This is a genomic window from Micromonospora sp. NPDC053740, assembly GCF_040677775.1.
Classification (GTDB): Bacteria; Actinomycetota; Actinomycetes; order Mycobacteriales; family Micromonosporaceae; genus Micromonospora; species Micromonospora alfalfae.
Window position 1 is genome coordinate 202,233 of sequence record NZ_JBFASO010000005.1, and the last position, 24,152, is coordinate 226,384.

Annotated in this window: 22 protein-coding genes, 3 tRNA genes and 1 pseudogene; 14 read left to right on the forward strand and 12 right to left on the reverse strand. The window is 72.5% G+C overall.

The genetic code is table 11. From position 1 onward, the window contains the following. Positions 1-98 precede the first annotated feature (98 nt). Positions 99-341, forward strand: a complete 243-nt coding sequence (locus tag AB0K35_RS16075) for a DUF6458 family protein (protein ID WP_091400768.1) — start codon at positions 99-101, stop codon at positions 339-341. 118 nt (positions 342-459) lie between these two features. Here AB0K35_RS16075 and AB0K35_RS16080 read toward each other — a convergent pair whose 3' ends face one another. Together AB0K35_RS16080 and AB0K35_RS16085 are read right to left on the reverse strand one after the other, a co-directional pair. Beyond that, a complete protein-coding gene (locus AB0K35_RS16080) occupies positions 460-1,416 on the reverse strand; it encodes an NADP-dependent oxidoreductase (RefSeq protein ID WP_238671939.1) in 957 nt (318 codons plus the stop codon). 48 nt (positions 1,417-1,464) lie between these two features. Continuing rightward, positions 1,465-2,046 (reverse strand): TetR/AcrR family transcriptional regulator, encoded by a 582-nt coding sequence (locus AB0K35_RS16085; protein ID WP_238671938.1) that lies wholly within the window; start codon positions 2,044-2,046, stop codon positions 1,465-1,467. A gap of 115 nt (positions 2,047-2,161) precedes the next feature. Here AB0K35_RS16085 and AB0K35_RS16090 point away from each other — a divergent pair, with 115 nt between their 5' ends. Next, positions 2,162-2,896, forward strand: a complete 735-nt coding sequence (locus AB0K35_RS16090) for a GNAT family N-acetyltransferase (RefSeq protein WP_363885916.1) — start codon at positions 2,162-2,164, stop codon at positions 2,894-2,896. Positions 2,897-3,055: 159 nt separating this feature from the next. Beyond that, positions 3,056-3,575 (forward strand): annotated as a pseudogene (locus AB0K35_RS16095) (winged helix-turn-helix domain-containing protein). A 13-nt stretch (positions 3,576-3,588) separates the two neighbouring features. On the opposite strand, the gene AB0K35_RS16100 reads toward AB0K35_RS16095, so the two are convergent. The 3 genes from AB0K35_RS16100 to AB0K35_RS16110 form a co-directional block, all read right to left on the reverse strand. Beyond that, positions 3,589-3,663, reverse strand: a tRNA-Val gene (locus AB0K35_RS16100). A gap of 13 nt (positions 3,664-3,676) precedes the next feature. Then, positions 3,677-3,747, reverse strand: a tRNA-Cys gene (locus AB0K35_RS16105). 34 nt (positions 3,748-3,781) lie between these two features. After that, positions 3,782-3,854: transfer RNA gene (locus AB0K35_RS16110), tRNA-Gly, on the reverse strand. Between the two features lie 387 nt (positions 3,855-4,241). On the opposite strand from AB0K35_RS16110, the gene AB0K35_RS16115 reads away from it, so the two are divergent. From AB0K35_RS16115 to AB0K35_RS16125, 3 genes are all read left to right on the forward strand, one after another. Then, a complete protein-coding gene (locus AB0K35_RS16115; RefSeq protein ID WP_238671936.1) occupies positions 4,242-4,844 on the forward strand; it encodes a TetR/AcrR family transcriptional regulator in 603 nt (200 codons plus the stop codon). Positions 4,845-4,923: 79 nt separating this feature from the next. Continuing rightward, positions 4,924-5,505: a TIGR03086 family metal-binding protein gene (locus AB0K35_RS16120; RefSeq protein ID WP_238671935.1), complete on the forward strand. Its 582-nt coding sequence runs from the start codon at positions 4,924-4,926 to the stop codon at positions 5,503-5,505. A 140-nt stretch (positions 5,506-5,645) separates the two neighbouring features. Then, a complete protein-coding gene (locus tag AB0K35_RS16125) occupies positions 5,646-8,576 on the forward strand; it encodes a M36 family metallopeptidase (protein WP_363885918.1) in 2,931 nt (976 codons plus the stop codon). Between the two features lie 43 nt (positions 8,577-8,619). Here the strand turns inward: AB0K35_RS16125 and AB0K35_RS16130 are convergent, their stop codons facing one another. Further along, a complete protein-coding gene (locus tag AB0K35_RS16130) occupies positions 8,620-9,513 on the reverse strand; it encodes a hypothetical protein (protein ID WP_363885920.1) in 894 nt (297 codons plus the stop codon). A gap of 150 nt (positions 9,514-9,663) precedes the next feature. Between AB0K35_RS16130 and AB0K35_RS16135 the strand changes: the two genes are divergently transcribed. The 5 genes from AB0K35_RS16135 to AB0K35_RS16155 all read left to right on the forward strand — a co-directional run bounded on the left by AB0K35_RS16135 (position 9,664) and on the right by AB0K35_RS16155 (position 14,245). After that, positions 9,664-10,332, forward strand: a complete 669-nt coding sequence (locus tag AB0K35_RS16135; RefSeq protein ID WP_238671932.1) for a 50S ribosomal protein L11 methyltransferase — start codon at positions 9,664-9,666, stop codon at positions 10,330-10,332. Positions 10,333-10,341: 9 nt separating this feature from the next. Next, positions 10,342-11,532 carry a cytochrome P450 gene (locus AB0K35_RS16140; RefSeq protein ID WP_238671931.1) on the forward strand — a complete coding sequence of 397 codons (1,191 nt, stop codon included), beginning with the start codon at positions 10,342-10,344 and terminating at the stop codon, positions 11,530-11,532. Between the two features lie 24 nt (positions 11,533-11,556). Beyond that, positions 11,557-12,405: a polysaccharide deacetylase family protein gene (locus AB0K35_RS16145; protein WP_363885922.1), complete on the forward strand. Its 849-nt coding sequence runs from the start codon at positions 11,557-11,559 to the stop codon at positions 12,403-12,405. 89 nt (positions 12,406-12,494) lie between these two features. Further along, positions 12,495-13,427, forward strand: a complete 933-nt coding sequence (locus tag AB0K35_RS16150) for an ATP-binding cassette domain-containing protein (protein WP_363885924.1) — start codon at positions 12,495-12,497, stop codon at positions 13,425-13,427. Continuing rightward, positions 13,424-14,245, forward strand: a complete 822-nt coding sequence (locus tag AB0K35_RS16155) for an ABC transporter permease (RefSeq protein WP_238671928.1) — start codon at positions 13,424-13,426, stop codon at positions 14,243-14,245. The genes AB0K35_RS16150 and AB0K35_RS16155 overlap by 4 nt, the downstream gene beginning before the upstream one ends. Positions 14,246-14,281: 36 nt before the next feature. On the opposite strand, the gene AB0K35_RS16160 is transcribed toward AB0K35_RS16155, so the two are convergent. Genes AB0K35_RS16160 through AB0K35_RS16175 form a run of 4 tightly spaced genes read right to left on the reverse strand, consistent with a single transcriptional unit; the run spans position 14,282 to position 18,502 of the window. Then, positions 14,282-14,959, reverse strand: a complete 678-nt coding sequence (locus AB0K35_RS16160; RefSeq protein ID WP_308193579.1) for a response regulator transcription factor — start codon at positions 14,957-14,959, stop codon at positions 14,282-14,284. Beyond that, positions 14,959-16,530 (reverse strand): histidine kinase, encoded by a 1,572-nt coding sequence (locus AB0K35_RS16165; RefSeq protein ID WP_238671927.1) that lies wholly within the window; start codon positions 16,528-16,530, stop codon positions 14,959-14,961. The genes AB0K35_RS16160 and AB0K35_RS16165 overlap by 1 nt, the downstream gene beginning before the upstream one ends. 54 nt (positions 16,531-16,584) lie before the next feature. After that, a complete protein-coding gene (bioD, locus tag AB0K35_RS16170; protein WP_238671926.1) occupies positions 16,585-17,310 on the reverse strand; it encodes a dethiobiotin synthase in 726 nt (241 codons plus the stop codon). 55 nt (positions 17,311-17,365) lie between these two features. Then, complete coding sequence (locus AB0K35_RS16175; protein WP_238671925.1) at positions 17,366-18,502, reverse strand: 8-amino-7-oxononanoate synthase; 1,137 nt, start codon at positions 18,500-18,502, stop codon at positions 17,366-17,368. Between the two features lie 204 nt (positions 18,503-18,706). On the opposite strand from AB0K35_RS16175, the gene bioB reads away from it, so the two are divergent. Genes bioB through AB0K35_RS16190 form a run of 3 tightly spaced genes read left to right on the forward strand, consistent with a single transcriptional unit; the run spans position 18,707 to position 20,410 of the window. Beyond that, positions 18,707-19,702, forward strand: coding sequence for a biotin synthase BioB (bioB, locus tag AB0K35_RS16180; protein WP_124819840.1), 996 nt, complete (start codon positions 18,707-18,709; stop codon positions 19,700-19,702). Positions 19,703-19,707: 5 nt separating this feature from the next. Further along, a complete protein-coding gene (locus AB0K35_RS16185; RefSeq protein WP_238671924.1) occupies positions 19,708-19,899 on the forward strand; it encodes a DUF2321 domain-containing protein in 192 nt (63 codons plus the stop codon). 4 nt (positions 19,900-19,903) lie between these two features. After that, positions 19,904-20,410 carry a GNAT family protein gene (locus tag AB0K35_RS16190; protein WP_238671923.1) on the forward strand — a complete coding sequence of 169 codons (507 nt, stop codon included), beginning with the start codon at positions 19,904-19,906 and terminating at the stop codon, positions 20,408-20,410. 1 nt (position 20,411) lies between these two features. Here AB0K35_RS16190 and AB0K35_RS16195 read toward each other — a convergent pair whose 3' ends face one another. After that, positions 20,412-20,939 (reverse strand): DUF488 domain-containing protein, encoded by a 528-nt coding sequence (locus AB0K35_RS16195; protein WP_238671922.1) that lies wholly within the window; start codon positions 20,937-20,939, stop codon positions 20,412-20,414. 130 nt (positions 20,940-21,069) lie between these two features. Beyond that, on the reverse strand, positions 21,070-23,973 hold the full coding sequence (locus tag AB0K35_RS16200; protein ID WP_238671921.1) for a glycoside hydrolase family 9 protein: 2,904 nt from the start codon (positions 23,971-23,973) through the stop codon (positions 21,070-21,072). Positions 23,974-24,152: the final 179 nt, after the last annotated feature.

Genomic DNA, 24,152 nt, shown 5'->3' on the forward strand with positions numbered 1-24,152 from the left:
TCGCTTGGCACGGCACCCTGGCCGGTCACGGTTGCGCTGGTCCCGGCCGGGGTACTGAAGGGCTCGACAGCGCACCACACCCCCTTAAGGAGGCTGTCGTGGGTATCGGCACCAGCATCTTCCTGATCGCGCTCGGCGCGATCCTCACCTTCGCACTGGACGCGAGCGTCGGCGGCATCAACCTCGACGTGGTCGGTTGGATCCTGATGGGCGCCGGCGTGCTCGGCCTGATCATGACCACGCTGATCTGGGGTCGCCGCCGCCAGGTCGTCACCACCACCGAGCAGCCGGTGGAGTATCGCCAGGTCGAGGAGCGGCGGGACATCGCACCGCCGCTGTGAACCAGCCAGCTCCACCGCTGGCGGAGCCGCCAGACCACAGTGATTGCGGGCCGGCCACCTTCGGCGAAGGTGGCCGGCCCGTCGCACCGGCGACCCCGCGCCGCAGCGGACGCCGGGATCAGAACTCGATGACCAACCGGCCGCGCACCCCTCCCGCTTCCAGGAGCTGATGCGCGCGGGCCGCCTCCTGCGGCGGGAACCGGCCGGCGACCCGCAGGGTCAGCGCCCCCTCCTCGGCGAGTCGCCGAAGCAGGTCGAGCTTGTCGGGGCGCCCGTCGTACTCGTGCACGTACGCGGACACCATGTCGATCCTGCGCTGGTCGGCCTGCGCCCGAAGCACCGGATCGGGCCCGCCGCGCAGCAGCGCCACGACGCCCCCGTCGCGTACCGCGGGCAGCAACGCGCCGCCGAGCAACGCGGCGTCGACAGCGGCGTCCACCCCGTCCGGGGCATGCTCCTGGAAACGGTCGGCGACATCTGGACCTCGGGTGACCGTCACGTCGGCCCCGAGCGCGGCGACCAGTTCGGTGTCACTCGGCGACGCGTCGGCCAACACCCGGTGACCGGCGGCCTTGGCGAGCTGGACCGCGTACCCGCCGACGGCACCGGCCGCGCCGGTCACCGCGAGGGTGCTGCCGGGTGGCAGCCGCAACTGGTCCAGGGCGTGCAGTGCCGTCAACCCGTTCAACGGCAGAGTGGCCGCCTCGGCGGGTGACACGCCCGCCGGAGCGGGCACCACCCAGGCCTCCGGGAGCACCACCCACTCGGCGTACCCGCCGCCGGCCGCCCGGGTCGGGTTGATCATGGCCATCACCGGGTCACCCGGGGCGAGCGCGCCACTGGTGTCGGAGCCCACCTCATCGATGGTGCCGGCGATGTCCTGGCCGGGCAGCAGCGGATCGCTGCCGCGCAGTCGCACCGGCGTCATACCGGCCCGGATCAGGGTGTCCGCGGGGTTGACCGCCGCGGCGCGTACGCGGATGCGAACCTCGCCCGGGCCGGCGTGCGGCGTCGGAAGCTCGACCACCCGCAGCACCTCGGGCCCGCCGTAGCGCAGCAGTCCGACCGCTCTCATGCTCGACTCCTCATTTCGGGCGCCCCGGCCGCCGACCGTGTCCGGTGTTCAGTTCAGGCAGGTGAGCGCGACCTCTGCGTAACGCGTCAGCGCCGCCCGATCCGGGTTGATGGCACCCATCACCCGCAGGCCCTGAAGGCTGGTGACCAGGAAGCCGGCCAGGTCGGTGGCGCTGCGGTCGGTGGTGATCTGACCCCGCAACTGCGCCTCGGCGAGCAGGTCGTAGAGCGCCAACTCCAGGGACTGGGTGGTCGAGCGAAGCCGCTCGGCGACCCGCACATCCTGGTGCGCCCGTTCCATCGACGCCCCGACGATCAGGCAGGAGAGGTACCGGCCGTCGCCGGTGATGTCGTCCACGGCGCCGATGAACACCTCACGGATGACCGCCCGCGGATCGTTGCCCGAGCGCAGCAGATCGACCATCGGTGTGGCGTAGCGCTGCCGGTACAGGTCGAGCACCGCCAGGTAGAGGCCGTCCTTGCTGCCGAACGCCGCGTAGATCGAGCCGCTGCCCAGGCCGGTCGCCTCGGAGAGGTCCCGCATGGAGGTGCCCTCGTAGCCCTTTCTCCGGAACACGTCCATGGCAGCGTCGACAGCGGCGTCGAGGTCGAACTCACGGGTGCGGGCCATGGCTGAACGCTACCCGCTATCTGGAACGATCGACAAAGTACCGCCGGTCACAGCGGCCGATCCGAGCCGTTTCCGCTGGCCGAGAGCGTGCGACCCCCGCGTTACGATCCAGATCATGAAGCCTCTCGACGCGGTGCTGGCCGCGCACCGGGCGTATCTGCTCGGTTGGAACATCGGTGTCGCCGGGGGGCCGGACCTCCCGACCTACCGCAGTAACGTGCCGCACGCACCCCTCAACGGCGTGCTGCGGGTGGTCGGGCGCACAGCGCAGGACGCGCTCGCCGAGGCCCGCGAGCGCCTGCACGGCGTACCCCGGGTCTGGTGGGTTGGCCCGGACAGCGACGCCGGCACCGCCGACGGTCTGGTCGCCCTCGGAGCGGTGCAGGTCGCCCGCATGCCGATCATGACCGTGGGGATCGGGGCGGTGGCCGAGGTGCCGATTCCGGCCGGTGTGCGGATCGCCGAGACCACCGACCTCGCCACGTTCGTGCCGGCGTATGCCCGGGTGTCCGGAATCCCGGCGGACGGTGTGGCGGCGACGATCGAACGGGAGAAGGCGTTCAGCGGCGACGGCACTGTGCTCCGGCTGGCCGGCCGCCTTGATGACGGCCGGGTGGTCGCGACGGCCGTCGCCTGGATCAGCCGCGGTCTGGTCACCCTCTACTTCGTCGGCACCCAGCCCGAGCAGCGCCGCAGGGGCGTCGGCGCGGCAATGACCAGGGCGGCGCTGGATCTGGCCGCCGAGCGGGGTGCCCGCACCGCCGCCCTCACCTCGTCGGCCGTCGGTGAGTCGGTCTACCGCGGCCTCGGCTTCCGGCCGGTGGGCGAGTTCCGCCTGTTGACCTTCTGAGAGCGGGCGCGCGTCCCGGCGAGCCGCAGTGGATCACGGGTGGCCGCCCCGGCGGAAACCATTGACTACGGGGTTCAGACAGCGTTGTCTTTTACTGGCGCCTGGGGAGGTACGACAGTGATCGACGATGTGTCCCTCGTGTTCTGCGTGACCGCCGACGTGTCGGTGCGCGAGCGGATGGTGCGGCGCCTGGACGGACTCGGCACCCTGGTGATCTGCACCGACCTCGCGGAATTGCAGGCGATGATCGGCGGGCCGGTCATCAGCGGGCCGACGCGGCCGCCCACCGCCACCACCGCGTCCGCCCCCGCTCCAGCCGTTGGCGTGGCCGGCCAGATCAACCTCGGTGAGCTCACCATCGACCCGCTCGACCATCGGGTGACGTGGCGCGGCGAACCTCTGGCCCTGACCCGGCTGGAGCGCAACCTGCTCACCCAACTCGCCACCGCACCGGTCGGAGTCTGGACGTACCAGCGGCTCTTCGAATCGGTCTGGGGCTGCGCGTTCCTCGGCGACACGTCGATCCTGCACTCGGCCGTGAAGCGGTTACGTCGCAAGCTGGACGCCGTCGACGACACCCTGCGCGTGCACACGGTGCGGGGCATCGGCTACCGGCTCAGCGTCGACTGACGACAGTGGCGCCACAAGCGAAACGGCTCGCCACCGGGTCTTCCGGTGACGAGCCGTTCTCGTGGTGGGCGATACTGGGTTTGAACCAGTGACCTCTTCCGTGTCAAGGAAGCGCGCTCCCACTGCGCCAATCGCCCGTGCTTGTTGCCGAGGTGGGGACGGGATTTGAACCCGCGTACACGGCTTTGCAGGCCGTTGCCTCGCCTCTCGGCCACCCCACCGAGGTTGCCCCCGTCATGCGTGGCGGCAGCTCCGAGCGGACGACGGGATTCGAACCCGCGACCCTCACCTTGGCAAGGTGATGCGCTACCAGCTGCGCTACGTCCGCACGCCCCCGGACGTTCCCGGGTGACGGATGAGAACTTTAGCCGAGTAGGTGTTTGACTGCCAACTCGGGGTCGCCTCGGCGCGTCAGGGGTGGCCGGGGCTGGACCGGAGCCACAATCGGTAGGCTTCCTAGGTGGCTGATCTGGTGCCTGATTCGCGCATCGCCCATCACCCTCCGACATCACTACGCAATGATCGTCATCATCGCGTCGCAGGCCCGACCATCGACGTCCGCACGCCCCGACAGCGCGCAGCGGACCTCGACGAACGCCCTCCATGGAACGATCGACGACACCCGGAAGAAGTGTCCGGCTTCCGACTGTCACCGCGCGGATCGGCGCGCGGTGGTAACTGTTCGTGTTCAGTCGGATGGGCTACGGTAACGGTCGTGACGAGACGTGCGGCCGAGATCCGCCTGGATGCCCTGCTGCGCACCGCCTGCGACGTGATCGTGGAGCGCGGTCTGGCCAACACCCGGACGGCGGACGTGGCGAATGCCGCGGGCGTGAGTCAGGCGTTGGTGTTCTACCACTTCGCCACCAAGGAGCGGCTGCTCGCGCAGGCCTTCGCGTACGCGGTCGAGCAGGATCTGGCCCGCCTGGACGCCGTGACCCGCTCCTCGGCCGCACCGCTGACCAAGCTCCGCCGGATCCTCAAGCTCTACACCCCGGCCGGGCGGGCGACCTCCTGGTCCATGTGGATCGACGGCTGGTCCGAGTCGCTGCGTACCCCCGAACTGGAGAAGGTCTCCCGGCGGCTCGACCTGCGCTGGCGACAGGACCTGGCCGCGGTGATCACCGCCGGGGTGGCCGACGGCACCTTCCAGTGCGCCGACGCCGACGGGGCCGCCTGGCGGATCAGCGCGGTGATGGACGGCCTCGCCGTCCAACTCGCCGTGCACGACCGGGTGATCTCCCGCCGCCAGTTCGGCGAGTGGGTCCGGCTGGTCACCTCCCGAGAGCTCGGCCTGGACCCGACCGACCTGGACTGAGCGGGGCCAGCACCGATCCCCCGCACCGGGCCGGGCAAAACGGACACAGCCCGCCCCGTCGACCGGAACAATCGGCAGCATGGACCTCCTGGAGGCGTACCGCCGAAGCCTGGCCGAGTTCATCGACCGGGTGGATCAGATCGAGCCCGGCCAGTGGTCCGACCCGACACCCTGCTCGGACTGGGACGTCCGCACGCTCGTCAACCACGTGGTGAGCGAGGACCGGTGGAGCGTTCCGCTGCTCGCCGGCCGGACCATCGACGAGGTCGGCGACCGGCTCGACGGTGACCAACTCGGCGCCGACCCGATCGCGACGGCCCGGGAGGCCGCCGCGCAGGCCGAGGTCGCCGCCACCCACCCCGGCACCATCGATCGCACAGTGCACCTCTCCAGCGGCGACACCCCGGCCACCGAGTACCTCCAGCAACTCCTCGCCGAGCACCTCGTGCACGGCTGGGACGTGGCGGTGGCGATCGGCGCACAGCCACGGCTCGACCCGGACGCGGTGCACGCCGCCGCCCACTGGTTCGCCGGCCAGATCGACGCCTACCGGCGCAACAATCTGGTCCACACCGGCGTACAGGTGCCCGACGACGCCGACGAGCAGGACCACCTGCTGGCCGCGTTCGGCCGCGACCCCGACTGGGCGCCGGGCGCCTGACCAGATCTCGATCTGTTGGTGCGACAGCGGCTCGGGACCTTGCCGTGACCTCGGGAGACTGATATCCACAGATGCGCATGCGTCACCGCGCATCTGTGGCCGGCGACACGCCGGCCATCCCGCTCCCACGAGGAGGTCCCGTGCCACAACCGGAGTGGTCACCCCCGATGAGCCGGCGTCGACGCCGGCTCATCGCCATCCTGGCGACGACGGCGACGGTCGCCGCGCTGCTCCCCACCGGCGCGAGCACCGCGGCCCCCACCGGCGGCGCGACGTCCGCCGAGCGCCGGTCCGGGCCGTTCGCCGAGGGACACACGCCCGCCGATGCCGACAACCGCACCGGTACGGCGGCACCCGACGCCCGCCAACGCGGCCTCGCCCGCGCCGTCGACCCCGACGTCCGGTGGAACCGGCTCGGCACCCCGCAGGCGCTCGGCCCCGGCCGCAGCCCGCTGGCCAGCGGGCTGCCCGCCGACCCGGAGGCTGCCGCCCGCGCCTACCTGACCGCCAACCACGACCTGTTCGGCATGGACGCCGCCACGGTGGCCAGCATGGAACGGGTGCTGGTCCGACCGATGGGCAGCGGCACAGTGGTCACCCTCCGGCAACGCTTCGGCGACCTCCCCGCCGGGCCGGACGGCCTCGTCACCCTCGCGGTCACCGACGGCGCGGTGCTCTCGGTCAGCTCCTCGCTGGCCCGCAACACCGGCACGCCAGCGCCGGCCACCCGCACCGCCGAGCAGGCGTACGCCGCCGCGCTCGCCGACGCCAAACTGACCGCCGACGCGGTGGCCAGCCACACCATCCGGTCGGTGGCGGTGCCCACCCCGCTGGACGGGCCACGGGCCGCCTACGAGGTGACCATGATCGGCGCGGACACCGAGCACCCTGCCGCGTTCACCAGCTACGTGGACGGCAGCACCGGGCAGGTGCTGGTCCGCGAGGACCTCGTCGATTTCGACTCCGACAACCCGAGCTGGGCGGTCTTCCCGGCCACCCCGCCCCGCGACCTCGGCCCCGGGCAGGACCCCCGGGTGCGCTGGTGCGGCGACCCGGCCCCCGGCTGCCAGGCGGCCTTCCGCGACCCGGCCACCGGCCAACAGTGGGACGTCGACGCGGCCACCGGCACACCAACCTTCACCTCGCGCGGCAACTCGGCCAACACCGTGTTGTCCTGGGGTGCGAACACCCCGGTCGTGCCGGCCCCCACCAGCCCCGAACGCCGCTACGAGTACCCCTTCACCGACCAGTGGCACCAGGCCCGGTGCAACCCGGGGGTGTTCACCTCCGCACAGCGCAACGACGCGGACGCGTCGATCGCCAACCTCTTCGCCATGCACAACCGGATGCACGACTGGTCGTACCAGCTGGGCTTCACCGAGTCGGCGTGGAACCTCCAGGCGGTCAACCTCACCCCGTCCGGCCTGGGCGGTGACGCCGAGCAGGGGCGTGCCCAGCAGGGCGCGTTGTCAGGCAACCGAAACAACGCCAACCAGGGCACCCCGCGCGACGGGTTGCCGCCGACCACCAACATGTACCTCTGGCAGCCGCAGGCCGGCGGGCCGTACCCGCCGTGCGTGGACGGCGACTACGACATGACGGTGATCGGTCACGAGTACACCCACGCGATCACCAACCGGATGATCGCCGGCCCGGACAGCGGGATCAGCGGCCACCAGGGCGGGTCGATGGGTGAGTCCTGGGGCGACCTGCTCGCCGCCGAGTACCTCTTCCAGCACGGGCTGCGCGCGCCCGGCGAGACGCCCTTCATCACCGGCGGCTACGTCACCGGCAACCTGGTCAGCGGCATCCGCAACTACGACCTGAGCCGCAGCCCGCTCAACTACTCCGACATCGGCTACAACACGGCCGGCCCGGCCGTGCACGCCGACGGGGAGATCTGGGGCGCCACCAACTTCCGGGTCCGCTCCGCCCTGGTGAAGCGGTACGGCCTCGGCACCCCGCAACGGCAGCTCGACTGCGCACTGGGCACTGTCGCGGCAGACAAGTGCCCGGGTAACCGGCGGTGGTCGCAGCTCGTCTTCGACTCGTTCCTGTTGCAGGCCGCCAGCCAGGTCAGCATGCTCGACATGCGGGACAACATGCTCACCGCCGACCTGCTCCGCTTCGGCGGCGCGAACCAGGACCTGATCTGGGCCGAGTTCGCCCGCTCCGGGATGGGCCGGGACGCGGCCACCAACGGTGCCGGCGACACCGACCCGACGCCGAGTTTCGCCTCGCCGCGCGGCGGCAACGCGACGCTCACCCTGCGCCCACGGGGAGACAGCGCCGACGCGCCGATCCGGGTGTACGTGGGGGCGTACGAGGCGCGGGCCGTGCCGGTGGCCGACACCGACCCGGCGACGCCGATCCCGGACACCGTGGAGATGGTGGCCGGCACGTACGACCTGCTCGCCGTGGCCCCCGGGTTCGGGCACCAGCGGCTCAGCGTGGTGGCCAGGGCCGGCCAGGACGGGTACGTCGACCTGCGGATGAGCCGCAACCTCGCCTCCGCCGCGTCCGGCGCCACCATCAGCGGTGACGGGGTCAACCTGGACCAGGTCGTCGACGACACCGAGGCGACGAACTGGGCGTCGGTGGACGGGGTCGCCGGCCGGCAGCTCACAGTGGCGCTGCCGGGCGACGCCCCGCAGACGGTCAAGCGGGTGAACGTCAGCGCGATGCTGCGCCCGGCGATCACCGGCGACGCCGACACCGGCGCGCAGAACGCGCTCACCGCGCTGCGTTCGTTCGCGGTGTCCGCCTGCAACGCGACGACCACCGACTGCGCCGATCCGACGCGTTGGCAGCGCATCTACACCAGCGCCGGGGACGCGTTCCCCGGCTGGGCGTACCGGGCGTACAGCCGCGACATCAACCTCCGGACGTTCGCGGTACCCACCACCCTCGCCACCCACCTGCGCCTCGAGGTGCTGGCGAGCCAGTGCACCGGCGGCCCGCACTACGCGGGCGAGCAGGACGACGACCCGGCCACCACCACGGACTGCGCGACCGCCAGCCCGGCCCGGAGCCAGGTCAGGATCGCCGAGTTCCAGGCGTTCTCGAAGTGACGCAGTGGGGCCGGCGGATGTCCGCCGGCCCCACTGCCCTCGATCAGCGGTGCGCTCGACGCCAGGGATCCGCGACGGCCGGGCGTTCCCAACGTCGGTCCACCGGGGGGTCGTCGCCCTCGTCGGCGTCCCCGGCCGTGGCCCGGGTCAGGTGCCGCAGCCGCAGCAGCAGCCCCACCCCGAGGAAGAGCAGCAGCCCGCCGAGCAGGAAGGCGACCTGCACCACGCCGAACGCGCTGGACTGCGACACCGGGCGGTCGGCCGACGGTGGTACGGCGTCGGCCGGGTAGTCGGCGGCCGGCTCCTCCGTTGTCGCACTCTCGTCGTCGGTCGGCTCGCTCGCGGATTCGGTGGGCTCCGGCGGGCTCTTCGTCGGCTTCGGCTTGCTGGTCGGGTCGCCGCCCACCCCCACCACCGAGCGGGTGGCGGTCTGCCGGGCCAGCAGGCGCAGGTTGGCGTCGTACGCCTCGGCCGCGAGGGTGACCCGCCCCTGGGTGACGTCCTCGTCGAAGGCCACCCGGTAGCGGGCCGTGACGGTGCGGCCCGGGCAGAGCGTGCCCGGGTCGAGCTGCCGGTCGGTCAACCGGGCCACGTCACCCTCGGTGCGGATCTCCAGCGGAAAGTCGCCGGTCTCCTCCACCCGGTCCATCTTCACCTGGTCGAGCCGGAGGCCCCCCTGCACGCTGAGCACCATCGACCAGCGCACCTTCGCGCACCTGGCGCGCCGGTCCGTCTGGGAGACCACAGCGGAGATCGTCCGCACCTGCTCACCGGCGGTGAACCGTCCCGGCAGGCCGCTCATCTCGGTGGTGAAGGCCGCCTGTGCCGGGGCGGCCACCGCCAGCTCCACCCCACTCAGACAGGCCAGCACCACCCCTGCCCTCAGCGCATACCGCCACACCGTCACCACCGCCGTCCTCCGTTCGGTCGCCTCCACCCCGCAACGCTAGAAGCGGGGGACCGCACCGACCAGACGGGTGTGTTCGCACCGGACGGCAAGGACGGGGTGGGTTTTCACCGACCGTGGTGAACCGGTCACCACTCCCCCGCGACACGCCGGGAGTCGGGCCGCTGGGAGAATCACGCCGTGTCCGAGCTCTCCAGCACGTTCGTCCGGCTGCACGCCCGGTTGGCCCCGGTCGCCTTCGTTCCCGAGGTGCGGCTGCACCAGGCTGACGAGCCGATCGGCCTGTGGGAGCTGACCGAGGGCGAGTTCTCCACCGACCGGCCGCCGCCGTTCTGGGCGTTCGCCTGGGCCGGCGGGCAGGCCCTCGCCCGCTACGTGACCGACCGCCCGGAGCTGGTCGCCGGCCGGCGGGTGCTCGACCTCGCCTCCGGCTCCGGCCTGGTGGCCATCGCCGCCGCCCGCGCCGGCGCGGCGTCCGTGCGGGCCGTCGAGGTGGACGAGTTGGCGGTGGCGGCGGTCGCGCTCAACGCCGAGGCCAACGGGGTACGCGTCGACGCCGAGTTCGGCGACATCCTCGACGGCGACGCCGGGGATGCCGAGGTGGTGCTCGCCGGAGACGTCTTCTACAGCGAGGCGATGGCCCGCCGCGTCCTGCGGTTCCTGCTGCGCGCCGCCCGGGCGGGCGCGCCGGCGCTGGTCGGTGACCCCGGCCGGGCGTTCCTGCCCCGGGACCGCTTCGACGAGGTGGCCGAATACGACGTGCCGGTGCCGGAGGCGCTGGAGAGTGTGCGGGTGAAGCGCACCACCGTCTGGCGGCTGCGGGCCGGGCTGCCGGGGGCCTCCGGCTAGCGTGTCCGGGTGCTGTTCCGCAGCTGGGCGCAGGTGGCCGACCCCGCATGGCCGGACGTGGCCCGGGTGCCGGACCACGTCGGCGGCACCCACCTGGTCGTGACCCGGCACGCGCTGGTCCGCCAGGTCCTCGCCGACCCGGTCACCTACCGGCCGGACAACGCGCTGGACGCGGTGACGCCGATGCCGGTGACCGCGCTGCGGGTGCTCGCCGGGCACCGGTTCCGGCTGCCGCCGACCCTGGCGAACAACTCGGGCGTCAGCCATCCGCAGATCCGGGCGATAGTCGCGGAGGCGTTGCACCCCGCCCGGGTGGCCGCGCAGCGGCAGTGGCTCACCTCGCTGGTCCGGGAGCGGGTCGCCCGGATCGACGCCGCGCTCGACGCCGGCGAGCCGGTCGACCTGTACGCGGACCTCGCCGCCGACCTGCCGCTGCTGGTGCTGGCCCGGCTGGTCGAGCTGCCGGACGCGCCGGTCGGCGCGGTCAAGGAGTTCGCCCGCGCCGCGCTGGAGCTGTTCTGGGCACCACTGGACTCCGACCGGCAGGTGGCGCTCGCCACCGAGGTAGGCCGGTTCCACCGCGTACTGCGTGACTTCGCGGCCGTCGGGGGCGGTCTGGCCGGGGAGCTACGCGCGGCCGGGCACCCGCCGGACGTGGTGGTCGGCGCGCTCTTCTTCCTGTTGGTGGCCGGGCAGGAGACCACCTCGCAGTTCCTCACACTGCTACTGCACCGGTTGGCCAACGAGCCCGTCGTCCGGGCCGGCCTGCGCAGCGGCGAGGTCGCGGTGGCCGACGTGGTCGAGGAGGGGTTGCGGCTCGAACCACCGATCGTCACCTGGCGGCGGGTGGCGACGACGGAGAGCACGCTGGGCGGCACGCAGGTGCCGGCGGGCAGCAGCCTCGTGCTGTGGCTGGGCCGCGCCGGTCGGGATCCGGCGGTGGTGGAGTCGCCCGACGAGTTCCGTCCGGGCCAGCGTGGATCACGCCGACACCTGGCGTTCGGGGCGGGCGCGCACCGTTGCGTCGGCGACGTGTTGGCCCGGATGGAGGCGGCAGTGGTGGTGGCCGAGGCCGCGCCGCTGCTGGACGGGGTGGCGGTGCTCCGTCCGCCCTGGTGCCCGGACAATCTCACCTTCCGGATGCCGGACGCGTTCGTGGTGCGCCGCCTCCCCGAGGCCACCGGGCTGACCGGATCCTGACATCCGCTCGGTATGTTTCCGGGCGTGTCAGCCATCCCCACCCGTCGGATCCCTGCCGTCGTAACGCTTCTGGCAGTGCTGGCGTTGACTGCCTGCACAGTCGGTCCCAGCCACTCGGCGCACGCGCGGCAGGCCGCAGCGCTCCAGCCGACTCCGTCCGCGCCGGTGCCGACCCCCTCGGTCTCGCCGTCCCCGACCGCGAAACCCGCGTTCAAGAGCCTGGCCTGGTACGTGTCCCAGGTGCCGACGTTTCCCGAGGCGCCGCAGCCGCAACCGGTGGAGCTGCCCACCACCGGTTCGGCCGCGTTCTGGCACCGCCTGCCGACCGACCAGAAGGTCGCCTTCATCACCATCGACGACGGTGGGCTGGCCCGCCCGCCTGGGGTGATCGACTTCATCTGGGAGGCGCGCATCCCGGTGACGATGTTCCTCAACTCTCCGGCGGCGACGGAGCACACCGACTACTTTCGGCAGATCGAGGCGGTGGGTGGGGTCGTGGAGAACCACACCATCAGGCACAACTCGCTGGCCGGCCGGTCGTACGACTATCAGAAGCAGGAGATCTGCGGCGCCGCCGACAAGCTGGAAGGGCTGTTCGGCAAGCGGCCCACCCTGTTCCGGCCACCGTTCGGCGAGCATGACAGCACCACGCTGAAGGCCGCGCACGACTGCGGCGCGAAGGCGGTCTTCCACTGGACCGAGACCGTCCACGAGGGGAAGGTGCGCTACCAGACACCGGAGAAGGTGGTCCAACCCGGCGACGTGCTGCTGATGCACTTCCGACCGGCGCTGATGGACGACCTGCTCGCGGCGTTGAAGGCGATCCACCGGGCCGGGCTCACCCCGGCGCTGCTGGAGCAGTACGTACGGTGATCAGCCCGCCACCGACCTGACGAAAGTCAGGGGTGGGTGGTGCCGTTCGGGCGCGGCGGCGCGGCAGCTCGCTCGCCTAGCGTCAGCGCATGATCACATTACGTGGGTTGACGAAACGGTTCGGGTCGACCGTCGCGGTCGACGCGTTGACAGTCGACATCGCGCCCGGCCGGGTCACCGGCTTTCTCGGCCCCAACGGCGCCGGCAAGTCCACCACCATGCGGATGATCCTCGGGCTGGACCGTCCGACCGCCGGGCAGGCCCTGGTGGGCGGGCGCGCGTACCGGGAGTTGCGCCGGCCGCTGCACGAGGTGGGCGCGCTGCTCGACGCCCGCGCCATCCACCCGGCCCGGTCCGGCCGGGCGCACCTGCGGGCCATGGCGCACAGCAACGGCATCCCGACCCGCCGGGTCGACGAGGTGTTGGACACCGTCGGGCTGGACGGGCGGGCCGCCGCCAAGCCGGGGCGGACGCTCTCGCTCGGCATGGGCCAACGGCTCGGCATCGCCGGCGCGCTGCTCGGCGACCCACCGGTGCTGATGTTCGACGAGCCGGTGAACGGACTCGACCCGGACGGGGTGCGCTGGGTGCGGCAGCTGATGCGCTCACTGGCCGACGAGGGGCGGACGATCTTCGTGTCCAGCCACCTGATGAGCGAGATGCAGCTCACCGCCGACCAGCTCGTGGTGATCGGCCGGGGGCGACTGCTCGCCGACGAGCCGATCGGCGAGGTGATCGCCCGCAGCACCGTCGCGGTCCGGGTCCGCAGCCCACACCCGGACGGACTGGCCGCGCTCGCCGCGCGCCTCACCGCCGCCGGCGCGACAGTGGAGGCGGCGGACCGGAACGAGCTGACCGTCGTCGGCGCCACCGCCGACCAGGTCGGCGACCTGGCCCACGAACTGGGGGTACGACTGCACGAGCTGAGCGCACACGCCGCGTCGCTGGAGCAGGCGTTCATGGAGCTGACCGCCGACAGCGTCGAGTACGCGGGCGGCCCGATCGAAGGTGGGCACCGATGAGCACGCAGACCGACACGGGCACCCGCCCCGCCATCGCGCCGGCCGCCGGTGCGGCGGCCGCCTTCCGGGGTGCGGTGGCCGCCGAGTGGACCAAGCTCGCCTCGGTCCGGAGCACCTGGTGGACGGCGCTGGCCGGCCTGGTGGTGATGGCGGCGAGCGCCGGCCAACTGGCCATCTACGTCGCCAACGGCAACACCAACGACGACCCGGCCGACGACGCCGGCGTCGTCACCGTCGGCAGCGTGCTGATCGACTCGGTCGAGCTGACCCAGTACGTGGTGCTGGCGTTGGGCCTGCTGGCGATCACCGCCGAGTTCACCAGTGGCACCATCCGCACGACGTTGCAGTGCACCCCGTCGCGCGGTCGGGTGCTGCTGGCCAAGGCCGCCGTCACCGGGGCGGTGACCTTCGCGCTCGGGCTGCCGCTCGGCGTCGTCGGTGTCCTGGTCGCCCGGCCGGTGCTCGGCGAGTGGGGCAGCGCTCCGGTCATCGACACGATCGGCGACATCGTGGCGGTGGCGACCTACCTGGCGCTGATCGGCGTGCTCGCGCTGGGCCTCGGTGCCGCGCTCCGCAGCGCGGTGCTCACCATCGTCGTGCTCCTCGCCACCCTGATGATCGTGCCGCTGTCCCTACAGGAGCCGGACATCGAGGTGCTGAACCGGATCGCCGACGTGTTCCCCGGTGTGGCCGGCGGGCACTTCCTGGCCGGCGACACCGAGCCGTACCCGCCATTGGGCGGGCTGCTCCTGCTCGCCGGGTGGGCCGCCGCCGCGCTACTGCTGGGCCGAGTCGCCCTGCGCCGCCGCGACGCGTAGTAGGTGCAGGTTGAGCGGGGGCCACCCGGCCCCCGCTCAGCCGTCGACCAATCCCGCCTCGTACGCCAGGATCGCCGCCTGCACCCGGTTGCGGACGTCCAGCCGGGTGAAGATGCTGGTCAGGTAACTCTTCACGGTGCCCTCCACGAGGTGCAGCCGGCGGGCGATCTCGGCATTGGAGAGGCCCGCCCCGACCAGGGCCAGCACCTCCCGTTCCCGCTCGGTCAGCCCGGCCGCACGGTCCCGGGCGGCGGGTCGACGGGCCAACCGGTCGGCCCCCAGCTCGATCACCCGACGGGCCACCCTCGGCGACAGGTACGCCCCACCGTCGGCGACCGCGTGCACACCGGCGATCAGCTCACGCGGGTCGCCGGCCTTGAGCAGGAACCCGCTGGCACCGTGCCCGAGCGCCCGGGCCACGTGGTCGTCCTCGCCGAACGTTGTCAGCATGATGGTCGCGGTGTCCGGCACGATCCGGCGGATCTCGGCGGCGGCGGCCAACCCGTCCAGCCGCGGCATCCGGATGTCCAGCAGCGCGACCCGGGGTCGGTGGGCCCGGACCAACTCCACCGCCGCGTGCCCGTCGCCGGCCTCGGCGACCACCTCGATGCCCGGGTCGCTGGCGAGGATGGCCCGGACGCCGGCCCGGATCATCGCCTCGTCGTCGGCCAGTACCACCCGGATCGGCGGTGTCCCCGTCGTGTCGGTGTCCACTAGGCGATCCACTCCTTGCTGACCAGCCGGCCGTCGGTGAAACAGAGCCGCCAGGTCGGCGCGGCGAGGGGAAAGTTACCGTCGGTGTAGTACTCGCAGCCGGCCAGGTCGACCGCCGCTGTGCGTTCCAACTGCCGCCGGGGCAGCCCGACCAGCTCCGACCGGGCCGCGCCGACACGCAACTGGTCGAAGGTGGCCCGGTCCAGCACCGTCCCGGCGGTCGCCACCGGGTAGTAGACGAACGAGAGCACCACTGCGAAACCGACCGGGGCGACGAGCGCCACCAGCAGGCTGCGTCGGACCCGCCGCCGGGCGTCGTGCAGCCGCCGCTCGGCGTCCACCGGCCGCTCCGCCGGACCCTGTCGCTCGTCGGACCAGGACGCGAGCCCGGCCTCGGCCGCCGACCCGATCGGCTCCGGCGGTGCCGCGGTGGCCGGCAACACCGCCCGTACCGCGAACCCGCCGTCGGCCCGGTGGCCGGCGTCGAGCGTCCCGCCGGCGAGGCGGACCCGCTCGGCGAGGGCGAGCAGCCCACTGCCCTGCGACGGTGGGGCGGGCAGCGGCCCGGCCGGCGGCGCGTCGTTGACGACTGTCACCTCGACCCGGTCACCGTCGCGGGTGAGGCGCACGTCGACCGGGGCGCCCGGCGCGTACCGGGCCGCGTTGGTCAGCGCCTCCCGGACGATCCGGTGCGCCGCGTGCCCGGTCATCGGCGGTAGGTCCGCGACCACCGGGGCAGTGTCCAGCCGTACCGCCATCCCGGCCTCCCGGGCGCCGTCGACCAGGTCGGCCACGGTCTCCCCGCTCGGACGCAGCGACGCGCCAGCCTCCTCGCGGAGCACCCCGATGATCTCGTGGAGTCGCTCGGTGGCGGCGGAGACGCTGGCCCGCAACTCCCCTGCCGCGGCCCGATGGCGGTCGTCCAGGTCGGCGGCGACCTCCAGGGCGGCGGCGCGCAACGCGATCAGGCTGAGGTCGTGACCGAGCGAGTCGTGCATCTCCCCGGCGATCCGAGCCCGCTCGCGCAATCGGGTCCGCTCGGCGGTGCCCCGCTGCTCGCGGGTCAGCGCGTCGACGTGCCGGCGACCCGCGTCGGTCAACTCCTGCTGCTGGCGGCGGTACCGGCCGACCAACCAGGGGAACACGGCGGCGAAGAGCAGCACCGAGGCGAGCAGGAACCAGGTGGCCGCGCCGGCGCCGAGCAGCCCCAGGTTGAGCGCCGTGCCACCGGCCACGATCAGCACGAAGACCATGATCGCCGGACCCGCGGTGGCGCTACGCCGCCCGGCGAGATAGCTGAAGACCGGAATCGCGAACATAAAGTTGCCATCGACCAACGACCCGAGCACCGCCAGCACCGGGGCGACCAACGGCTGACGTCGACCCGCCACCACCGCCGCGCCGAGCACCAGCAGCTTGCCGACCAGAAGCGGCACCGTGTACCGCGAATAGGGCGGGTTGGCGTCGGCGTAGCCGATCGGGGCGGCCACCACCGCCCAGAGCAGCACGTCCAGCAGCAGGCGACGCCGCCGGTGCAGCCAGCCCGGCGACGGGAAGTCGAGGATCCGCACGGCGGTCAGGCTACCGACGCCCGACCTGCGCGGACACCGACGAAAGTCAGGTGTTCAGCCGCTCTCCTCGGCCCAGACCCGCCAGTCGTCGAGCACACCGTGCAGGGCCGGGGTGAGCCAACCCGGCGCGGACCGCCGGAACACACCCGGGTCCATCGCGCCCGCGCCGTCGGGCAGCGCGCCGAGAAGGTTCGGCACCAGATCGGTGAGGTTCGTCCAGTGCACCAACTCCGGCCGGGCCGGCCAGGCGCCGATCACCACACCGGCCGGCACCGCCCTACGGTCCAGTGCCTCCAGGGTCAACGCGGTGTGGTTGAGCGTGCCCAACCCGGCGCGGGCGACCACCACAGCGGGCGCGCCGAGCGACACCGCCAGGTCGGCCATCGTCCACGGCTCCCCCGACGGCCGCAGCCCCATCGGAACCAGCAACCCGCCCGCGCCCTCGATCAGCACGAGGTCGTGCTTGTCGGCCTCCGCGCGGACGGCGTCCACCGCCGTGTACAACTCCAGCGGCGGCAGGTCGGCCACCCGCGCTGCGGCCAACGGGGCGAGCGGATCCGGGTAGCTGGCAAGGGTCCGACCGGTCAGCGGCGCAGCCAGCCGGTTCACCGCGTCCACGTCGCCGGGCTCACCGCCGGCCGTACCGGTCTGACCCGGTTTGACCACCGCCACCCGCAGCCCGGCGGCCTGCGCGGCGGCCGCGATCGCCGCTGTCACCACCGTCTTGCCGACCTCGGTGTCCGTTCCGGTAACCAGCACCGACCCCGCCCACCCGGTCATGACGCCCCCTGGGTTCGCGACTGCGGGGCTCGCCGAGCCGGCTCGCTCCGCGCGCTCACGGCGCGGTGTCCACGATGACGTCCAGCGCCCGCTCGAACGCCCTCCGGGGCACCCCCGCGCTCACCGTCAGGCGCAGGCGGGAGCGGCTGTCCGGGGTGGATGGTGGCCGGAAACAGCCCACCGCGACGCCCCGGTCCCGGCAGTCCGCCGCCCACGCGGTCGCCGCCTCCGGCCCCGGGGCCGTCACCGAGATCACCGCCGCGTCCGGGGCGGAGACGGTCAGCCCGGCCGACCGCAGTCGACCCACAGCCAGTCCCACCCGGTCGGAGAGTTCGGCGCGCAGGTCGTCGCCGGCCTGGGCGAGCCGCAGCGCGGCGTGCACACCGGCGGCGACCGCCGGCGGCAGTGCCGTGTCGAAGATGAACGTGCGCCCGGTCTCGACCAGATGCCTGACGAACTCGGCCGGGCCGGCGACAACGCCACCCGCGCCACCGAGCGCCTTGGACAGGGTGGCGGTGACCACCACGTCCGGCTCGCCGGCCAGCCCGGTGGCCGCCACCGCGCCCGCGCCGGCCGGGCCGGTCAGTCCCAGCGCGTGCGCATCGTCGACCAGCAGCAGCGCGCCGTGACGGCGGGCCACGGCGTGCAGCCGAGCCAGCGGGGCGAGATCACCGTCGACCGAGAAGACCGACTCCGTCACCACCACCGCCGGGCGGCCGGGAGCGGCAGCGAGCGCGGCGGCTACCGCATCGACATCGGCGTGCGGGGTGACCACCGTCTCCGCACCGGAGATGCGGCAGCCGTCGATCAGCGACGCGTGGTTGTGCGCGTCGGAGACGAGCAGCGTCCGAGGTTGGACGAGCGCCCGCAGCGCGCCGAGGTTGGCCAGGTAGCCGGAGGAGAAGACCAGAGCGCCGTCGGTGCCCAGCCAGCGGGCCAGGTCCTCCTCCAGCGCCCGGTGCGCGTCGGTGGAGCCCCGGACCAGTCGCGACCCGGTAGCCCCCAGCCCGTACGCCGACAGGGCCGCCGTGGCCGCGACGATGACGTCCGGGTGGGTGGCCAGGCCGAGGTAGTCGTTGCCGGCCAGATCGGTCATCTGATCGTCGGCCGGACGCGGATGCAGTCGCCTGGTGAGCCCGGCCTTCGCCCGCAGCTCCGCGCGGCGGTCGAGCGCCGCCAGCCAGTCCGCCACCGTCACCCTCCCCCGCTGTGCGTGCCGGTCAGCCCGACACCCGCCGGGCGAAATTACCACCCGCCGCCACCGGCCCGACGATTCCACTCGGTGCGAGCTGTCCACGAGCTGCCAGGGCATTCGGGCTGATCGGGTGGTCCAGGGCCTGTTTCGAAGCCCCTGGCCGGCCCGGGGCTTTGGCACAGGCCTAGTAGGGTACGAGCCATGCCAGAGATCCTCGACCAGGCCCGGACCCAGGTCCTGGGTGACGGTGTCGGCCTCGATCAGGCCGGCATCCTCGCCGTGCTGAACCTGCCCGACGAGCACCTGCCCGCCGCCCTCCAGCTCGCTCACGACGTGCGGATGCGCTGGTGCGGCCCGGAGGTCGAGGTCGAGGGAATCGTCTCGCTCAAGACCGGCGGCTGCCCGGAAGACTGCCACTTCTGCTCGCAGTCGGGCCTGTTCACCTCGCCGGTGCGCTCGGTCTGGCTGGACATCCCGTCGCTGGTCGAGGCGGCGAAGCAGACCGCCGCGACCGGGGCGACCGAGTTCTGCATCGTCGCTGCGGTCCGCGGTCCGGACGCCCGGCTGATGAAGCAGATGCGCGAGGGCGTCGCCGCCATCAAGGCGGCCGTCGACATCCAGGTCGCCGCGTCGCTGGGCATGCTCACCAAGGAGCAGGTCGACGACCTGGTCGACATGGGCGTGCACCGCTACAACCACAATCTGGAAACCTGCAAGTCGTACTTCCCCAACGTGGTCACCACGCACTCGTGGGAGGAGCGCTGGGAGACCCTGCGGATGGTGCGCGACTCCGGCATGGAGGTGTGCTGCGGTGGCATCCTCGGCCTCGGTGAGACCGTCGAGCAGCGGGCCGAGTTCGCCGCGCAGCTCGCCGAGTTGAACCCGCACGAGGTGCCGCTCAACTTCCTCAACCCGCGCCCCGGCACCCCGCTCGGTGACCGCCCGGTCGTGGAGGGCAAGGACGCGCTGCGGGCCATCGCCGCGTTCCGGCTGGCCATGCCGCGCACCATCCTGCGGTACGCCGGTGGTCGCGAGATCACCCTCGGCGACCTCGGCACCCGTGACGGTCTGCTCGGCGGCATCAACGCGGTGATCGTCGGCAACTACCTGACCACGCTGGGTCGACCGGCAACAGCCGACCTGGAGCTGCTGGACGAGTTGAAGATGCCGGTCAAGGCGCTCTCCGCCACGCTGTGACGACAATGACGACTACGCAAGCGTGGTGCGACAGGTGCGGTGAGTCGGCGACGGCCACCGCCCACCCCGCCTGCGCGTCGGCCCGCCAGTTGGAGCCACCCCGGTTCTGCCACCGCTGCCGTCGCCGGATGAAGGTGCAGGTGCTGCCGGTGGGCTGGTCGGCGGTCTGCGTCGAGCACGGCGAGATCCGGGGCTGAGCCGGTGCTGCGGGGGCGGGTGGTGACACTACGACCGGCGACGGTCGCGGACGTGCCGGCCCTCGCCGCGATCCGGGCCGACCCGGAGGTACGCCGGTGGTGGCGGGGCGGCGACGACCTGGCCGACTCCGTGCGCGCCGACCTCGCCGACGACGACCTGCACGTGTACGCGATCGAGCACGACGGCCGGGTGATCGGCGCGATCCAGTGGTACGCCGAGGCGGACCCTGACTACCGGCACGCCAGCCTGGACGTCTTCCTCGACCCGGCGGAGCGTGGCGCCGGCCTCGGCGGCGACGCCATCCGCACCCTGGCCCGACATTTGATCGACGAGTACGGCCACCACCGCTTCACCATCGACCCGGCCGCGGCGAACAGCGCCGCCATCCGGGCGTACGCGAAGGTTGGTTTTCGCCCGGTGGGGGTGCTGCGCCGCTATGAGCGCGGCGCGGACGGCCGCTGGCACGACGGCCTGTTGATGGATCTGCTCGCCGACGACCTGGTGGAGTGACTCAGCCGTCCCACAGCAGGTGGCCGTCGGGCAGTCGGCGGGCGCCCTCGGCCGGCCGGTGCGGGCTGAGGCGGCCGTCCGGCATCAGGTGCGCCACTGGGACTCCGCTGCCCAGCGTCGCGACGTCGGCGATCAGCCGGCGGTGGCAGCGCCACCACACGCTCTCGCTGCACATGACCGCGGTGGTCCGACGATCCGCCCCGGCGAGCACCTCGGCGAGCGCGTCGTCGAACTCGGCCGTCCGCGTGTGGGCGGCGTACGCCCGGAACGCCGCGACCGTCCACCAGGTGTCCGGCTCGGGTTTCCCGGCGGGGACGTGCCGTCGTCCGCCCAGTCGCGGCTCCCAGCGGTAGTCGACGCCCCACTCGGGCAGCCACCGTTCGAGCTCCTCGCGGCGGACGTCCGGGTTGGTGCGGCTGGCCGGGTATCGCCGCACGTCCACCACCTGGGCGATCCCGGCCCCGGTCAGCAACTCTCCCAGCCGGCCCCGATCGGCAGCGCCGTGTCCGACGGTCAGCAACTCCCGCACGATCGTGGCTTGCCCGAAATCCCGCCGACCTATCCCCCCGAGTCCGCCCGCGAGGGCCGGGCAGTGCAGATCTTGGACAGTTACCGTCCGCGCGGAACGGTAACTGTCCAAGATCTCGTCGCGGTGCCGGTCAGGCGATGGTGCAGGGTGTGTTGTTGACGGTGAAGGCCGTCGGTTTCGGGTTGGCGCCGCTGTACGTGCCGTTGAAGCCGAAGCTCACCGACGCGCCCGCCGCGATCGTGCCGTTGTAGGACAGGTTCGTGGCGGTGACCGCCGCGCCGCTCTGGCTGATCGTCGCCGACCAGCCCTGGCTGACGCTCTGCCCACCGGGGAAGCTGAACCGCACCGTCCAACCGTTGATCGCTGTGGTGCCGGTGTTGGTGATCGACACGTTGGCGGTGAAGCCGCCGCCCCAGTCGGTGGTGGCGTACCCCACAGTGCAGGTGCCACCGACCGGCGGCGCCGCGGTGGTCACCGCGACCGGCGTGGACGCCGCGGAGGTGTTGCCCGCCGCGTCCACTGCCACCACGTAGAACTGGTACGCCGTCGAGGCGGTCAGCCCGGACACCGCCTGGGTGGTGCCGGTCGGCGAGCCGACAAGCACGTCGGTGGCGCCGGCCTCGCGATAGACCCGGTAGCCGGTGACGCCCACGTTGTCGGTCGACGGGGTCCAGGCCAGTGTGAGCCCGGTGGCGGTGACGGCCGAGGCGACCGGCGTGCCGGGGGTGCTCGGCGCTGTGGTGTCGGCGGTGCCGGCCGGCGGCGTGGTCACCGTGAGCTTCGGTGAGGCGGCCGACGTGTTGCCGGCCCCGTCGCGGGCCACGACGGTGAACTCGTACGACGTCGCTGGCAGCAGCGTCGTGATGGTCAACGTCGTGCCGGTGACCGGCCGGACCAGGACCGTGTCGCTGTTGACCTGGACCTCGCGGACGTCGTACCCGGCGAGGCCGCTGCCGCCGCTGTCAGTGGACGGCGCCCAGGTCAGGGTGACGGTGCGGGGGCCGAGGTTGGACGCCACCGGGGTACCGGGGACGGTCGGCGCGGTGGTGTCCGGTACGACCGGGCCCGGCTCCTCGCCCCACACCCGGGTGGCGCCGGAGTAGAGCGGCACCTTCCGGTTGGGCCCGGCGGTGGCCTGGTACGACGGGTCGTTTGTCGGGTCCCAGGTGCCGCCCTCCGGCACGCCGACCTTGAACTGGACCTCCATCCGGTGCTGTGACTGACCCGCCGGGGCGATGGTGTACCCGGCGCAGTTCACCTCGACGTACCAGATGTCACCGCTGTACTGCTTGGCTGTGGTCGGGGACGGGCAGCCCTGGGTGTAGCCGGCGGTGACCTGCACCGGGCCGGTGCCGTCGGGCCGGAAGTAGTACCGGAACCGGCCGTCGGTCAGCGCGCGGGCCGGGAACGCGGACTTGTTGTAGACCATCACCTTGAGCCCGGTGGCCCGAGGTTCGGCCTGCGTCACAGTGGTCTCCACTGTCAGCTCGTCGATGTCCGGCGTCTCGGCGACCGGGAAGTTCGCCAGCGGCGTGCCGCCGTACTCGGAGGTCAGCCGGACCAGCGCGGACGTGAAGCCGGCGTTGTAGTCGGTGGCCACCTCGTTCATCACGTAGTCCGAGCGGCTGTCGCTGTACGCGTCGTTGGCCGAGGACGGGCCGCCGACCAGCGCGCCGTAGAGGGTGTGCCGGGTCTCCACCGGCACGGTCTGGCTGTCCCACCAGGAACCGTGCGCGGTGCGGTGGTGCGGGTTCTTCGGCGAGTTGGCGCCGAACCCGATGACGTAGCTGGAGTTGCGCGGGTTGTCGCCGAGCGCGTAGTTGATCTGCCGGACGGCGAAGTCGTGATAGCGGGCCTTGCGGGTGGTGTCGGTGGTCTTGTCGCTGTAGACCAGCGCGGCGAAGGAGGTGTTCGCGGCGTAGCGCAGCGCGCCCCAGGAGTCGAGCACCGCCATCCCGCCCGGCGAGTACGGCACCCGCTGCCCGTTCACCCCGACGGTCCAGTAGTCCAGCCACCGGTTGGCGTCGTCGACGTACTTCTGCTTGCCGGTCAGGTTGGCCAGCAGCACGTACGCGCCGAACTGCTTGTTGTCCCAGGCGATGGTCCACTTGTAGGAGCGGGTGGTGGACTGGTTCTCGGTGCCGAGCTTGTCGTACTCACTCTCGGCCTTGGTCAGGTAGCTGGCCTCGCCGGTGGCGCGGTGCAGCCAGATCGCGGCCCAGACCAGCTCGTCCTGCCAGCCGCTCCACGAGCGGTAGAAGCTGGTGGCGTCGGTGATGCACTCGTGGTAGGCCTTCCGCACCGTGTCGGCGAAGGTGTAGAGCTGCCGGGCGTGCCCGAGCAGCTTGTCCGCGTAGGCCGCGTCGGTGGGCCGGAACACCATCGAGGAGGCGGCCATCGCGGCCGCCGTCTCCCCCGCCAGGTCCGCGCCGCCACAGCTGGCATCGATCTTGTACGCGGGCCGCGCCATCGGCAGCACCTCGGCCGGACCCCACCACTTGTGGTCGTCGTCGCCCTTGCCCACCTGTCCGTAGAGGACGTTTGCCGACGGGTGCGCCTTGATGAAGTAGTCGTTGACGAAGCGCAGGTTGTTGAGCAGGTGCGGCAGTTGCCCGGAGGCGGTGTAGCCGCTGCGGTACTCGACAGCGCCCCAGGCGAGCATTGTGGCGCTGAACGCCATCGGGAAACCGAACTTGACGTGGTCGCCGGCGTCGTACCAACCGCCGGTGAGGTCCACGCCCGCGCTGGCGCCGTCGGTGAGCGCGCTGTCTCCGCGCCAGGAGACCCGGTTCCAGTCTGGCAGTCGACCGGACTGCTGCGCCTCGTAGAAGAGCAGCGACTTCTGCAACGCCTCGGCGTAGTTGTAGGTCGCGGCGGGCGCGGCGGAGGCGGGCTCGGACGGTGGGGCGGTCACCGCGAGGGACGCGCCGGTGAGCAGCGCGACGCCGAGGGTCAGCAGCCGCCGCGGCCAGGGCTGGTCGGCGGCCGGCGACCGGCCGGGCTGGCCGCTGAACGGCCGGGTCAGGTGGCGCATGGCGGACTCCTGTCGGAGGCGCCGCCGGCGGTCGCACCGACGCGGGACGGCGTACGGGCGGCACGGCCACCGGCGACAGCGGGGTGGCGGTGTGACCATGGGCCATGGAAGCGCTCCCATGGATAACCGACAATGTAATGGGCGGCTCGCTGGTTGGGAAGCCTGGCAACCAGGACCTA

Bases quoted from the DNA above. Each gene is read 5' to 3' on its own strand.
- AB0K35_RS16120 (WP_238671935.1), top strand. From the start codon at position 4,924: ATGGACCTCCTGGAGGCGTACCGCCGAAGCCTGGCCGAGTTCATCGAC.
- AB0K35_RS16090 (WP_363885916.1), top strand. From the start codon at position 2,162: ATGAAGCCTCTCGACGCGGTGCTGGCCGCGCACCGGGCGTATCTGCTC.
- AB0K35_RS16085 (WP_238671938.1), bottom strand. From the start codon at position 2,046: ATGGCCCGCACCCGTGAGTTCGACCTCGACGCCGCTGTCGACGCTGCC.
- AB0K35_RS16155 (WP_238671928.1), top strand. From the start codon at position 13,424: ATGAGCACGCAGACCGACACGGGCACCCGCCCCGCCATCGCGCCGGCC.
- AB0K35_RS16200 (WP_238671921.1), bottom strand. From the start codon at position 23,973: ATGCGCCACCTGACCCGGCCGTTCAGCGGCCAGCCCGGCCGGTCGCCG.
- AB0K35_RS16150 (WP_363885924.1), top strand. From the start codon at position 12,495: ATGATCACATTACGTGGGTTGACGAAACGGTTCGGGTCGACCGTCGCG.
- AB0K35_RS16080 (WP_238671939.1), bottom strand. From the start codon at position 1,416: ATGAGAGCGGTCGGACTGCTGCGCTACGGCGGGCCCGAGGTGCTGCGG.
- AB0K35_RS16185 (WP_238671924.1), top strand. From the start codon at position 19,708: ATGACGACTACGCAAGCGTGGTGCGACAGGTGCGGTGAGTCGGCGACG.
- bioD (WP_238671926.1), bottom strand. From the start codon at position 17,310: ATGACCGGGTGGGCGGGGTCGGTGCTGGTTACCGGAACGGACACCGAG.
- bioB (WP_124819840.1), top strand. From the start codon at position 18,707: ATGCCAGAGATCCTCGACCAGGCCCGGACCCAGGTCCTGGGTGACGGT.